The sequence below is a fragment of the Clostridium sp. UBA7339 genome, from assembly GCF_002470865.1.
GTDB lineage: Bacteria > Bacillota > Clostridia > Clostridiales > Clostridiaceae > Clostridium_J > Clostridium_J sulfidigenes.
In genome coordinates, this window is the sequence record NZ_DKPI01000014.1 from 252,289 (window position 1) to 265,475 (window position 13,187).

The 13,187-nt window shown below is 26.8% G+C and carries 16 protein-coding genes; 2 read left to right on the top strand and 14 right to left on the bottom strand.

Annotation, left to right across the window (positions count from 1 at the left end; all coding sequences use genetic code 11):
- Positions 1-17: 17 nt before the first annotated feature.
- From B2S02_RS15440 to B2S02_RS15500, 13 genes are all read right to left on the bottom strand, one after another.
- The gene (locus B2S02_RS15440; protein ID WP_346877941.1) at positions 18-512 is read right to left on the bottom strand and encodes a hypothetical protein; all 495 of its coding nucleotides are present in this window, start codon (positions 510-512) and stop codon (positions 18-20) included.
- 289 nt (positions 513-801) lie between these two features.
- Positions 802-1,125, bottom strand: coding sequence for a hypothetical protein (locus B2S02_RS15445; RefSeq protein ID WP_346877942.1), 324 nt, complete (start codon positions 1,123-1,125; stop codon positions 802-804).
- Between the two features lie 42 nt (positions 1,126-1,167).
- Positions 1,168-1,485 (bottom strand): hypothetical protein, encoded by a 318-nt coding sequence (locus tag B2S02_RS15450; RefSeq protein ID WP_346877943.1) that lies wholly within the window; start codon positions 1,483-1,485, stop codon positions 1,168-1,170.
- Between the two features lie 55 nt (positions 1,486-1,540).
- Positions 1,541-2,044: a YcxB family protein gene (locus B2S02_RS15455; protein ID WP_346877944.1), complete on the bottom strand. Its 504-nt coding sequence runs from the start codon at positions 2,042-2,044 to the stop codon at positions 1,541-1,543.
- Positions 2,045-2,291: 247 nt separating this feature from the next.
- A complete protein-coding gene (locus B2S02_RS15460; protein ID WP_346877945.1) occupies positions 2,292-2,585 on the bottom strand; it encodes a GNAT family N-acetyltransferase in 294 nt (97 codons plus the stop codon).
- A 38-nt stretch (positions 2,586-2,623) separates the two neighbouring features.
- Complete coding sequence (locus B2S02_RS15465; protein WP_346878308.1) at positions 2,624-3,439, bottom strand: class I SAM-dependent methyltransferase; 816 nt, start codon at positions 3,437-3,439, stop codon at positions 2,624-2,626.
- A 68-nt stretch (positions 3,440-3,507) separates the two neighbouring features.
- Positions 3,508-4,044 carry a flavodoxin domain-containing protein gene (locus B2S02_RS15470; RefSeq protein ID WP_346878307.1) on the bottom strand — a complete coding sequence of 179 codons (537 nt, stop codon included), beginning with the start codon at positions 4,042-4,044 and terminating at the stop codon, positions 3,508-3,510.
- 35 nt (positions 4,045-4,079) lie between these two features.
- Positions 4,080-4,748 carry a hypothetical protein gene (locus B2S02_RS15475; RefSeq protein WP_346920997.1) on the bottom strand — a complete coding sequence of 223 codons (669 nt, stop codon included), beginning with the start codon at positions 4,746-4,748 and terminating at the stop codon, positions 4,080-4,082.
- Positions 4,749-4,933: 185 nt separating this feature from the next.
- The gene (locus tag B2S02_RS15480; protein WP_346920998.1) at positions 4,934-5,398 is read right to left on the bottom strand and encodes a pyridoxamine 5'-phosphate oxidase family protein; all 465 of its coding nucleotides are present in this window, start codon (positions 5,396-5,398) and stop codon (positions 4,934-4,936) included.
- A gap of 119 nt (positions 5,399-5,517) precedes the next feature.
- The gene (locus B2S02_RS15485; protein WP_346877948.1) at positions 5,518-6,792 is read right to left on the bottom strand and encodes a MerR family transcriptional regulator; all 1,275 of its coding nucleotides are present in this window, start codon (positions 6,790-6,792) and stop codon (positions 5,518-5,520) included.
- Between the two features lie 432 nt (positions 6,793-7,224).
- Positions 7,225-7,854 carry a site-2 protease family protein gene (locus tag B2S02_RS15490; RefSeq protein ID WP_346877949.1) on the bottom strand — a complete coding sequence of 210 codons (630 nt, stop codon included), beginning with the start codon at positions 7,852-7,854 and terminating at the stop codon, positions 7,225-7,227.
- Between the two features lie 202 nt (positions 7,855-8,056).
- A complete protein-coding gene (locus B2S02_RS15495; RefSeq protein WP_346877950.1) occupies positions 8,057-8,308 on the bottom strand; it encodes a hypothetical protein in 252 nt (83 codons plus the stop codon).
- 13 nt (positions 8,309-8,321) lie between these two features.
- Positions 8,322-8,921, bottom strand: coding sequence for a hypothetical protein (locus tag B2S02_RS15500; RefSeq protein ID WP_346877951.1), 600 nt, complete (start codon positions 8,919-8,921; stop codon positions 8,322-8,324).
- A gap of 492 nt (positions 8,922-9,413) precedes the next feature.
- On the opposite strand from B2S02_RS15500, the gene B2S02_RS15505 reads away from it, so the two are divergent.
- A complete protein-coding gene (locus B2S02_RS15505) occupies positions 9,414-9,950 on the top strand; it encodes a nitroreductase family protein (protein ID WP_346920999.1) in 537 nt (178 codons plus the stop codon).
- A gap of 63 nt (positions 9,951-10,013) precedes the next feature.
- On the opposite strand, the gene B2S02_RS15510 is transcribed toward B2S02_RS15505, so the two are convergent.
- A complete protein-coding gene (locus tag B2S02_RS15510; RefSeq protein ID WP_346921000.1) occupies positions 10,014-11,435 on the bottom strand; it encodes a hypothetical protein in 1,422 nt (473 codons plus the stop codon).
- Between the two features lie 362 nt (positions 11,436-11,797).
- Between B2S02_RS15510 and B2S02_RS15515 the strand changes: the two genes are divergently transcribed.
- Complete coding sequence (locus B2S02_RS15515; protein ID WP_346878302.1) at positions 11,798-13,177, top strand: hypothetical protein; 1,380 nt, start codon at positions 11,798-11,800, stop codon at positions 13,175-13,177.
- Positions 13,178-13,187 lie beyond the last annotated feature (10 nt).

Here is a 13,187-nt window from a genome sequence, read left to right on the forward strand (position 1 = left end):
AATTTCAATTAGTAACTTTATATTATCCCTATGATATGGACTATTGCCCCTGATAATAAAGCAACAATAGTGCCAATTACTATTCCTATAACAGCACCCTTTATGTGATGCCAGGGATTCTTATATTCTTTATCCATATCCTCAGTTCCAGGTATTCTTGTTCTTTTACTGTGACAAAAAAGTCCAATATCTAATACTATCATATCGTAAATATTCACCACAAAAAATAATATAAAAACGTGGATATATGCAGACTTAAAGTTTTTTGCACCAGAGTAATATGCCACTACAGCAAGAACAATTGCAAAAATCAATACTGCAATTAATTTAACTGATAAATGTCTTTTTTCTTCAACTTTAATAACATATTTATACTGAGGCAGATTTTCTACCCTATCTATAATTTCTTTAGGGTAAGACATAATATGCTTAATAGGGTCTTTATAAAGAGAAGGTAATATAATTAGCGTGAAAACTGCACAGGAAATAACACATTCTATAAATAAAATCATATTTTATCCCTCCTTCAAAATGAAAATAACTATAACATAACATATTTTTAGCTTTTATTATTTTTATGTTCTTCAATCTACAAAGCGTTGATATAACTATCATTAAGCCTCCTAGATATAAATAAAATTTTATAAACATATAATTATTTTTTTCAAAAATAATTTTCAAGAATTAAACTTTTCTTATGTCAACCAGAAATATATTTTATTTTCTTGCAGGATCATCCGTATAAACTTTTTTTACAATCCCACTACCACTATTATCAGGAGTATAAAATTTTATTTTAAATCAATAGTCATTTCCCTCAACTATCTCGTCATATTGCTCTGATGTTAATATTAGTGTGCTATCAATAGGTTTTAAAGGATATATATAATCATGATATTTTAATGTGAATTGATTATTTTCTTTTTCTTTATATTCATAAGGATTTTTATATTTTTCATATTTAGCTATATCTTCCTTGTTATTGACATCAACAATTTTTATAGCAGATGTATAGGTTATTGTTTTTGGTTTTTCCCAAATCATATATCCAAAGAATGCCAATACTCCTACAAAAACCATTGCTATTAGTAATAACTTAATTCTAATTTTTGAATCTGATTTCATTCCTTTAACCTCCCAATTATTTACTTATATATTGTGAATTCATTAACTTTTGTTTAGCAGCCTTATAATGCCTCCAGTAATTAGTATAATACTTATGGTTATTATCACCACATTATTAAATATAGTTTCAATGCTAAAATTCTTAACTAAACTAAATATTATTGGTATTGCAAATATAACTCCTATTATTAACATAATTATAGGAGACTTTAATATATTCTTCATAGGTAATGGTGCTTTGCCTGAGCCAATAAAATAACCATGATTATTAGCGTTCTTTTGCCACTCATTTATCTCCTCTACTTGGTTTTCTAATGGATTTAACTTTGATTCATTATTTTTATTATTAATAATTTTCACCCCCTATTAAATCTAGATAAAAGAATGAAATTTATGCTCCTTCGACATTAGTATTTTATTCAATAAGTCCTTTTTCCTTTATAAACAATTTAAATTTATCAATATCTCCATTTATAAAACCGTTTTTACTAAGAATTATATTTTGTTTTTCTATCATCAATGAAAATAGATTTTCTGTTTCTAATACTTTAGTAATTTGACTATACTCTAATGTTAAATTAGACCTAAATGTAATAATATCTATTTTTTCATCGTAAAAATTTAACGTTATTTCCACTGATTCACCATATACCCCTTTAAAGTTTTTATAACTCTCTTTTAATTTTAAAGTATACCCTTTAAAAAACATAAAAAGGAAAAATACTGTAGATAAAAACATGGACACAGAAACCAAGTATACTCCATTTGTTATGAAGTTTATAACAGTAAAAAATGCAGATATAAGAAACATTAATAAAACAAAACTGCGATATTTCTTATTACATTCCTTATAATTTTCTTCTGAAAGCTCATTTATTACTTCTTTTGTAATTATTGTTTTATTTTCAAATATTGGCATCAATTCAACTCCTAACATTCCATTCTTTATTTTATCCTAAGTTTCTCAATCATTTTATTTATATTTTAATTATAACATTAATTTCAATATGATATATATACTTGTATATTAGTTAATTAATTCCTAAACAAAATAGAAAGCATTAATTTACTTAATGCCTTCTATCTCCATCTGTAACCTATTAAAATATTTTTCCATAAACTTAATTCTTTCTCTACCAATTTCTTTTGCTTTCTTTGTATATAACTTATCTTAAATTTTTACTTAACACTTCCGTTAAAGAACCATCATCTATTTCATATACCTTACATGATACAAAACCATTCTTTAATAATATTTTTCTAGATGCTATGTTATTAGGATCTATCATTCCTATAACTTGTTGTATACTCTTCATTTCTTCAGCTTTATTTAATAATTCCCTTAGAATCTCACTTCCATATCCCATTCCCCAATACTCAAGGAGCAGTAAATACTCAACCTCAGCCTCGGTAAAATCATCCTGAGAAAGAATTTTTTCAAAATATATTCTCTTAGCCATATTTACCACTCCTTGTCTATATTATTAAGCTAATATATTTATTTTTCTCCAAATGCATATATCACTGACATATTAAAATGAAGCCCGTCACCTTTGCCGAAACTTTCTAGTCCTTGAAATATGTCTTTTTTAAACTCTTCAAATACATAACAACCCAAATCTTCTATTTTTTCAAATATTCCTCTAACTGCATTGGTGCACATTTCTTGCCACCATTCCTCTTTATCCTTATACACAACATCTGTACTTTCTTCATGAACTTTAACATTTTTAAAACCTGACTCATCTAATATTTTTTTCACATCCACTACTGTATCAAACTTTGGAATATCTGGCTTTCTATCTTTATTTTCTTTCTGTATGTTCGTAGGTAAATATTTATTAACTATTTCAGTTAACCACTTTTGATCTTCCTGTTTACCCCATATACTAAATCCTACTCGTCCTCCATTTTTTAGTACCCCTAGTATTCCATTTAATCTATTTTCACTAAGTAAAAGATATCCTATTCCAAATCCACAAATAACATTATCAAATGAATCTTTTTTAAAGTTTAAATTCTGAGCATTCATATTTTTAACTTCCGCATTACATATTTTATTATTTAAAATATCTTTATGAGTTTCACTTACCATAACTTCTGAATTATCTATACCTACAGCATATCCATCTGTGCCTATTTTATCTATTGCAGCAAATAATGAAGCACCTCTACCCATTCCAATATCTAACACTTTAGCTCCTTTGTTAATACTTGAAAGTTCAACTAATCTATCTCCAAAACTATTCCAATACTTAGGTCCAACTTTTCCAAAATCAACGGCAACCTTGTCCCATATTGTTACTAACTTCATTTTACTCCTCCAGTTATATTCCTCTATTGCTCCTTTATAAACATATCACCATATTATTTTGTAATACTCTATAATCCATTACAAAATTCAATTAATAGCTTGATTGATGATTTATCTGTAAAATCTACTACTTTACCATAGGTTTCAAGCATCATTTTTGCTTCATCATCCATTTTATCCTCAGGCATTTTACTTACTTTCTTTTTTAATAAAGCCATCATATATTTGTGGATAAAACCAAGATTTTTATAATCAATAGCACCTCTAAAATGATATAATTTAATCCTATCCTGCATTTCCTTTGTAAGATTCTTGTTAATAACAGGGATATATTGATTAGTGTTACTTGGATCAGCAAGTCCTACAGTAAATACAACTAAATTTTTATCTTTTAGCTTATCAAAGGCTTTAGTAATTAATGAAACACCCAGTATTCCACTTGCATAAAGACCGCCTCCATAAATAATAGTAGAATAATTTTGCATATCCGCTACATCAATTTTAGATGCCTCAAAAATATCCGCATCAAGTTCAGTAGCAATCCATTCTGCATATTTTTTTGTTGAACCATATTTTGATTTGTATATAACAACTGTTTTATTCATGTATTTCCTCCTATGATTTTATATGATAATTTACTTTATTTAATTATATTAGGCATATCCATATTAGTATTATCTATAATTAAATCTACAAAGGAATAAGGGTTATCAATCTTTTCATATAATTTATATGCTGGAACATACCTATCATTATATTGGTTTAATAACATTTTCAAGTTAACATTCTTAAATATATCTCTTTCAGAAGCACGTCTGAATTGTTCATCTATTTCAACTATAATCATAATACTATAATCATAATATTTCTTAAATTCATTTTTAAATATAAATATACCCTCAATTATGAGTATCCCTTCACTATCTAAGGAAACATCTAATTTTTTTGTATATTCATCCTCTAGTGTATCTAAAACAAAATCACTAAATTCTATTTTCCCTGTTATTCTGACTTTTTTTAAAATATCTCTTTCAAATTTTATATAGTCAAAGTTGTTATAATAGTGTTGTTCCCAACATGGTAATTCACCAGAATAGCGTATAGCTCTTTTATTACAGAAATCATCAATTGAAACCACTTCAGCTTTTACTCCTGACTTTATTAAAGAATCTTTAATATTTTGAGATAAAGTGGATTTTCCTGAACATCCTTGTCCATCAATTCCAACTATTAAGCATCTATCTTTTATCATTAATTTCTGAGTGATTAATTTTTCTACTATATACTCAGTTAATTCACTACACCTCAACCTTATTCCTCCATTTACTATAATTAGTAATATATATTCTAATTATAACATTAACTTCAATATAATGTATATTCAGCTCAATTTCTTTAATAATAAATATTAGCTAAATAGAAATGCTATGTTGTTCTCAACATAGCATTTTAATAATTAAGACTACACTCTTAATCTTAATTTCATTATTCTTATTATCCTCTTGATTTCCCAGTAATATGTTCTATTTTAATTTCTACTATTTTTGCACTATCTTGTGCTCTTTCAATATATCTTTTACCTTCTTCTATGAAGCTTTGAGAATATTTTTCAATAAATTTAAATAAAATATCTCTCTTTAACTCTCCAGTTAGTTCCTTCGCTTCTCCGAAAGCTATAATGCTTTTATATTTTGTACTAAACTTACCTGGTAACATTTCAGTATCCGTAACAATACAAAAGGATACTTTTTGATTTTTTTCAATATTATCAAGCTTATGCCCTTCTTTAGCACAATGAAAATAAATAGTGTTATCTTGATAAACATAACTTAATGGCACAGTATAAGGATAGCCATTTTCACTAACAGTTGCTAGAATTCCATATTCTCCATTAATTAAAATTTTTTCTATGTCTTCACCAAAAACTTCTCTATCCTTTTTTCTCATTTCTCTAAACATATACACAACTCCTTTAAATTTTCTTCATAATATTAACAGACTAAAAATACCTACACAAAACTACTAAAATAACTTTCCCCGGAAATAATTAAACCTTAATTATTTCCGACATTTTCAAATTACTTATTATCAATTATCCTCAAAAATCTATCTACATACCTTTGATCAAAGTCACATAGTTCATAATTTTCTTTAGATGATGTCTTTTCAGCCTTACCTGTGTCCATAAGAAGCTTATCAAATATTTCAAGTTCTAAATAAGTGTCTTCAAATTCACTATTAGCTTGATAAAAATTTACTTTATTACCATCATTAAAGAATACAGTATAATAAAATTCACCTGCTCCTTTTGGAAAAATGCCAAACTTCTTTCCATTAAATCCAGCTTCAACCTTAGAAATATCTTCATAGGAATAGGTTGTCCCCATTGGATTATAAAAACTATAGTCAGTAATCTTATTTTCTGTTACCACAGTAATGCCAGTAATGCACACATATAGTAGAATAATATTTATAATAATAGTTACAAATATATTCTTCTTTACAAAATTGCAAAAGTCTACAGTCCATTTTAACTCTATATTCTTTATTTTTTTATACACTCTTGATATTAAAAATGCAATTAATTCTATTTCATAGAAGAAGATAAAATAACTATATGGTGGTTTAAATATAAACATTAAATAACTCTTTGGTACAAATATAGCTTCTTGTAACGTCCCTATACCCACAAAAATTGAAATAGTTAAAACTATTGCAAGAATTGAAATTAAAAATACAGAGGCTGTACCTTTAGTCTTTTTATTAGGTTGCTTTAAATATTTTCTCCAAGTTAAAGTTAATATTACTGTACTAAATATTGCCATGATGCTATTAAGCCCTATAGAATCATAATTTTTATTAGTAATATTAAGCCAAAGCCACAATAATGGCCCACTAAGCATTAAAGTACCAAACAGTTGAGCTGTTAATGAAATTTCACTTAGCTCCTTAACTTCACCTAAAAATTCAGTGAATTCTTCACTTTTAATATATTCAAAGTCATCATGATAATAATCTAAATCTGCATTAGGATTTTTCTTTACTTCCTTTAATAAAACTTCAATAGTAAATTTCTTGCTTTGAATATCTAATTCACCTTTATTTAATTCTTCTAATTTTTCTTTTAAAATATTTTCTAATTGTAAGTCACCGTTTTTAAACTCTCTTATTTTAGAAATTGGGATTTCTAATTGTCTAAGAATTTTTATCCTTTTCAATTCCTTAATATTATCTTCATCATAATCCCTATATGTGTTTGAATTTCTTCTTACAGAAATTAAACCTTCACTCTCATAAAACCGAATTGTCTTAGCTGATAATCCTGTTAACAGTTCCGCATCTTTTATTTTCATCTATGGTCTCCTTTATGTGATTAATTATAAATATATTAAACACCTTACATCTACTGGAATGTCAATAACTTTAGCAAAAATACAAAATTTATCTATATATTATCAACTAATTTAACCATCAAAAGCCTCTAAAGCCCCATGGTGACAACAACTATTTAAATAGTTAACATTTTAAAATTTTATCTATATAACTTTTAAAAATTTAAAATAGGAAACTATGTAGATAGTTTCCTATGCATATATTCAATATAACTTTATCTTATCCTTCAATAAAATATAAGTCCAAAACTTACTTACAATCTTTTTAACTCTTAATTAAACTAATATAATTATTTTTCCTATTTATATATTTGACATTCTTCCAACGAATCCTTTTTTATATTTAAAAATCAGAAAACTTCTTTGTCTGATCTTAATTATAATGTAATTAAATTATACAACTAGCTTCACAATGCCCCAAATAATACTGTCTACTCCTCTTCTTGCCATGTCTAACGGAATATCTAAAAAATTAAACATTAATAATGCAATTATAATTAATTGACCATACCTTTCATACTTCATAAACTTAAAGTATTTCTCCTCTGGTAATAATGCTCCAATAATTTTAGCACCATCTAGTGGTGGAAATGGTATCAAATTAAACACGCCTAGCCCTATGTTGATTATATAAGTATAGTTAAGAAGATTGAATATGAACAAAATCACATCTCCACCATAACCTCCTGTGATTTTTAGAATTATTTCTATAACAAAAGCGCATATAAGAGCTATTAAAAAGTTCATCATAGGACCTGCTAATCCTACCAGTGCCATGCCCTTTCTTTTATCCTTATAGTAATACGGGTTTACTTGTACAGGTTTTGCCCATCCGAATCGAAAGAATAAAAGGCATAGTGTTCCTACTGGATCCAAATGTGCTAATGGATTTAGTGAAAGACGTCCCGTTACCTTTGGTGTTGGGTCTCCTAGTTTATAAGACACATAACCATGGGCAAATTCATGAAGAGATACTGCAATAAGAATAGCCGGTATAAGATAAATTAGTTCTTTTATATTCATAATTACTTTGCTCCTTTTGAATTCATATTTTACTACATATTGCTTCTTTATATAGTATATTATTATTTATTTGTTACATTTTCAATAAGTAATTTATTATGTTCACATATTGGTTTTATTTTAAGTAGGGCGCATACTTTATATAATTAAAAAAGTCCGAAATAAAAATAGAAGAATATCGAGTATTCTTCCATTTTATAACCTATTCTTTTTCTTTTAAAAATGATTTCAAGACTTCAATTGATTTCTCTGAATTTGTTATCTTATTCTTAATTAAATTTACTTCCTGTGATTTATCTTCTAAAAGCTTTAACTTTTCTTCGTATTGCTTATCAAATTCAGATGCATTATATGTTACTCTACCAGTTGTACCAATAGCAACTCCTATAATAATTCCTGTAATAATTACAAATGTTATGGCCAACTTTCTAAATAATGATCCTTTGTTTTCCATTAACCTACACCTCCTAATAACACTTAGAGCATGGAGTTAACCCTTGTGATTCTGCCGATTCTCTGGTTATATATGTGGCATTGTTAGGATTTGTGTTACCACAGTTATTAATTTTATGATACTTCTTACCTGTAGCAGTTCTCCACACCATTACTCCTATGGGTTCTTGATTTGCTACTGAATTCCCATTGTTTCCACTATTTTGACTTGCAGTGTTAGCAGATGCTACTTTTTCATCTTCTACTTTATCTATTTTTTCTTGTTCAGCCTTTGCTTTTGCCTCTGCTTCAGCTTTTGCAATTCTTTCAGCTTCTGCTTTCTCTAATCTTTCTTTCTCTGCTTTAGCTTCTTTTTCAACCTTTAAAATCTCTTCTTTTTTATTTTTAAGTTCAGTTTCTTTGCTAGCTAAGGTATTTAGATATACTTTACTTTCTTCTAATACCTTCTCTTGAGCATTAATTTTAGCAAGTATAACTTCATTTTTCTCATTTATTTTAGAAAACTCATATTTTGATATACTTCCCACAATTCCAAGACCAGAACCAATAAAAATACTAATTATAGCTAAAATTAAAACTTTTTTTATACTTACTGAGCTATCTTTAAACTTCAAAATTATCCCCCCATAATACCCATTCTGTTAAGTAATAAGTAGTATATTAAATATTAACCAATATTACAGATTTATTCTAACATCCAATTTAACTCATTTCAACCATATTATTATATAAAAGTTGACATATTCCAACATTAACTATTTATATATTTAATGAAAATATCAAGACTTTCAACAGTTCCTTGATTATATAGAAAAGCATAAAAATAAAATGTTTTTACCTGAACAAGATGTTATAATTAGCTTGTACTCCTCTAAATCTAAAACTGCAGAATCTATAGTCATCACTTAGGGATATATATTTAGCTCTTTATAACATAAATCCTGAAAACTAATAAAAATTTCTTAGTTGCATGGCCTTGCTATACTATACTATAATAGGTAATAAGATTATGTTTTTCTTAGATTTGGTAATTTAAAAAAGATTGATTATTTTATCTAAATTTTATGAAACTAAATATAAACAGAAAGATTAAAGGGTGTTTGATTATGGAATTTCAAAAGTGTATAGAAACAAGAAGAAGTATTCGTAACTTTAACTCAAAAGAAGTAAGTAATGATATTATAGAGGAGATAGTAAACACTGCTGCTTATGCTCCGTCTTGGAAAAATTCTCAAGTAACTCGTTACTATGCAATTAAAGACGCTAAAGTAAAAGATGCAATAATAGAAGCAATGCCCGACTTTAATAAACCTTCATGTAAAAGTGCTCCTGTTATTATAGTATCTTGTGTAGTTAAATTTAGATCTGGTTATACTCGTGATGGTGGCTTTGACTCTGCTAAGGGTGATGGTTGGCAAATGTATGATTGCGGATTATCTAACATGATTTTCTTATTAAAGGCTAAAGAACTAGGTCTAGGTACAGTTATTCTTGGCATCTTTGATGAAGAAAAGGTAGCTGAAATTGTTGGAATCCCTAATACAGAGGAAATTGTTTCAGTTATTCCTATTGGATATTATGATGAAGAAGTAGCAATGCCAAAACGTAAGTTTTCAGATACTATTTTAAAAGTAATAGAGTAATTATATGGAGGCTAACTCAAAATTCTGAGTTAGCCTTTTATTAAAATTATAAAATAATTAGTTTTAACTTGGATCAGGTATTCTACATAATCTTATTGGTCTGCTAGAACCATTATCTCCGCAACATACTTCCGTTACTCTTATTCTTACATCTTCTGTAACTCCCCTAATTTCTATTTCATAAGTATCTGGAATGTTACGGAAAATAACTTCCTTACATGAGCATGGTCCTACTGTTATACAAATAGTGCAAACCCTGCTTCTATCATTACATATATTTTTTCTGCGTATTTCTAATTCTACTGGGGTCCTAGAATTATTTCTTATATTAATAAATAAATTAGCTATTCTACATTCTCTTCTTACTCTACCAGTAGTTAAAGCAAACTTTCTTTTACAATTCATACAAGCTATTATACAGTCTAGTTTACATTGGATTTCTCTATTTCTAGCTTCTAATCTACATATGGTCTCCTTAACATTTCTTTCTATAGCTCTAACTTCTCTTTTTATCTCTGCCAATCCATAACGTGGATTTGTAATAATATTATAAACATCTTCAATGTCTGGTTCTTTATGATGACCACTATCCAAAACATTCAATTCACCGTCACCACTTTCTCTTTTAATATTGGATTCTTTTTGTTCCTCAACTGGTAAATCACCTTGACTATCAGTCATTATATCAGAAGAATTTGTTATATCCTTTAATTCAATGTTTTCTATGCTATCATTTTCTATTATATATTCCATACCATCACTTTCTCCTCTCATATATGTGAAGTATGATAGTGCTGATTTAATAACTAGAGGAAGAGTTTTATCATAATGACCTACATCTATATATAAACTATTTCCCTCAATTTTAAATTCACTAGCTACTTCTATATTTATTTCACTATAACTTTGATAAGCATTAGATTTTAGAACTGATAATTTACATTCTTTTATATTAACTTCTGCATTTTTATCTCTATCTAATTTAATGCGGTCTATACCTTCAAAAGTCATATTAATAATTTCTGGATTTGTTCCTTGCTGAAGTATAAATTTATAGTCTAGCTCCCCATTATTAAAATCAAAACATAAATCTATACCGTGATAAATTCCTTTATACCTTATTTGTGAATAAGTAGGTACATCTATAACTTCTTCATCAGGTACATCAAAATCAAAATAATTTTTCTTTTCATCACCTTCACCTTCTCCAATTATTTCAACATCAGGTAATGAATTCTTAAGTAATATCTTAAAAAAATTAATAGTTTCGGTATTCTTAGTTTCCTTTAATTGTTCTTCATAGTAATTAAGTGTTGTTACACTATTAGTATCTTTGAGCCCCATAATTATCTCATTTTTAAGAAACATTATAATATATCTATCATTAGTAACTGTATATTTTACATCTTTGTGATTCTGTCCATTATTAAATTCAAAGGGATAAATATTATTTGAATTTACTTTCTCATCCATATCATTTAACATTCTAAAACTCCTTCTTAATTCATTTAAAAGTTTATCATTATTAATGTATTCAAAAGGAATTTTATATGTGAAGCTAAATTCATGATTATGAGAAATTTTTATATTTATAATACTTCTAAAGTCTTAATTATAATTATTCAATTCTTTAATTATAAAAATAAATTGTTTGATATTAAATAATTCTATAATGTCAATGAACTTTTAATGCTTCAAAACTAATAATACCCTTTTTAGCTCCCTTATATTTCATTATTTTTCATTTTTGCATAAATATTGACAATATATTAATAGGATGTACAATATAAATAGAATGTTTACTTTATTTTTAAAATTTTATTATGATTGGGGGGAAACGTGTAGGTATGTCTCATTCTGATATAAGAACTGCTATAATATGTAAAAATTTATCTAAATTTAATGATGTATGTGAATATCTAAGATACAATTCTGATAATTATTTAGAATCCTCTATTCGTAAAACAAAAGCTATAGAAGAGATTCATAATACTTATCTATATCCTAAAGATAAAAAAGTTAGAAGACCTGCAATGAATATTTTATTAATAATTGCATTTATATGTTTTATATCTCCTTTTGCTTACACTTATTTTTTTGAAGGAGAAATTTTCTGGCCTACATTAGGACTAGGTGCAGGGTTATGTCTTGTTCCTCTGTTTATTTGTCTGTCATTTGCAAATCCAGATAAATATGCTTACTTTCATCTTGATGAAAATACAGAGGTTTTCATAAGGGGTAATATTTTAATAAAATTAAGTCCAAATGATTTAACTAGAACAGATTTTACTATTAATGTGAAATATATTGATTTAAAGAGTATTACTAAAATCAAATATAATACGTTTTCAAAACTTTACTCAATTACGGGTATTAATTATTGTTGTGATTTATCACCTAACTCTGCAAACGAAATAATAGATACCATAAATCCTAACTATTTCCAAAGATATTATAAGGAATTTCATATCTATGATACTTTTTATAATGGTGACTTTATTAATGAAATAACTGAAAAGTTCTCACTACCAGATATAGAGGAATATTGTGAATTCCCTGATAAAGAAAAAGAATCTCCAGAAGACTTCAGCTATCTTTCTATTGGCTTTTGGGGGTGTATTGGACTCTCTATCATCTTATTTTTTGAACTTTACTCTTCTGTAGGATTAATTCTTAAAACTCACTATTACTTTAATGACCTTATTTTAAATATATTATTTATATTAGTTATAATTGGACTTTTAACTTCCTTAAAAGCCTTAATCATTAGATTTAAAAAATGCAAATTAGAAATTTGCTGTTTTAGTTCAGAATTGAAATATTTAATAGGATTAACAATATCTTCATTAATATTATTTATAATAACAAAAATATTCTCTTCATCATATATAGAAAAATTTTCCTATGTAAGTTGTATTATAGTTATTGTTTTCGGGTTAATTTGCTTTTCTTATTACTATTTTGGTATAGGACATAAATTATCTCATTATAGGTTTTTAAGTTCTAATCTTGCACTTTATCTTATAGTTTTGTGTCTTATTTTAGGAGTTATAAAAGCAAATATTGAATTTGGGTTTATTCCCGGTTTATCTATTATAAATTTACTGGCTTTTTTTTATTCTTGTAGTAGATTAGGCAATATAATACGAAAATATTTGAATAGAGATAAGGTTGTTATACCACCTTATAAGAATTCCACTAATAAGACTAGAGGATTTTTGGAGTAATTTAACTATA

What these genes read in the sequence shown, in the direction of transcription:
- B2S02_RS15485 (WP_346877948.1), bottom strand. Translation starts at nt 6,792, where the DNA reads ATGAAAATAAAAGATGCGGAACTGTTAACAGGATTATCAGCTAAGACA.
- B2S02_RS15510 (WP_346921000.1), bottom strand. Translation starts at nt 11,435, where the DNA reads ATGTTAAATGATATGGATGAGAAAGTAAATTCAAATAATATTTATCCC.
- B2S02_RS15480 (WP_346920998.1), bottom strand. Translation starts at nt 5,398, where the DNA reads ATGTTTAGAGAAATGAGAAAAAAGGATAGAGAAGTTTTTGGTGAAGAC.
- B2S02_RS15455 (WP_346877944.1), bottom strand. Translation starts at nt 2,044, where the DNA reads ATGCCAATATTTGAAAATAAAACAATAATTACAAAAGAAGTAATAAAT.
- B2S02_RS15495 (WP_346877950.1), bottom strand. Translation starts at nt 8,308, where the DNA reads ATGGAAAACAAAGGATCATTATTTAGAAAGTTGGCCATAACATTTGTA.
- B2S02_RS15460 (WP_346877945.1), bottom strand. Translation starts at nt 2,585, where the DNA reads ATGGCTAAGAGAATATATTTTGAAAAAATTCTTTCTCAGGATGATTTT.
- B2S02_RS15490 (WP_346877949.1), bottom strand. Translation starts at nt 7,854, where the DNA reads ATGAATATAAAAGAACTAATTTATCTTATACCGGCTATTCTTATTGCA.
- B2S02_RS15470 (WP_346878307.1), bottom strand. Translation starts at nt 4,044, where the DNA reads ATGAATAAAACAGTTGTTATATACAAATCAAAATATGGTTCAACAAAA.
- B2S02_RS15440 (WP_346877941.1), bottom strand. Translation starts at nt 512, where the DNA reads ATGATTTTATTTATAGAATGTGTTATTTCCTGTGCAGTTTTCACGCTA.
- B2S02_RS15515 (WP_346878302.1), top strand. Translation starts at nt 11,798, where the DNA reads ATGTCTCATTCTGATATAAGAACTGCTATAATATGTAAAAATTTATCT.
- B2S02_RS15505 (WP_346920999.1), top strand. Translation starts at nt 9,414, where the DNA reads ATGGAATTTCAAAAGTGTATAGAAACAAGAAGAAGTATTCGTAACTTT.
- B2S02_RS15445 (WP_346877942.1), bottom strand. Translation starts at nt 1,125, where the DNA reads ATGAAATCAGATTCAAAAATTAGAATTAAGTTATTACTAATAGCAATG.
- B2S02_RS15465 (WP_346878308.1), bottom strand. Translation starts at nt 3,439, where the DNA reads ATGAAGTTAGTAACAATATGGGACAAGGTTGCCGTTGATTTTGGAAAA.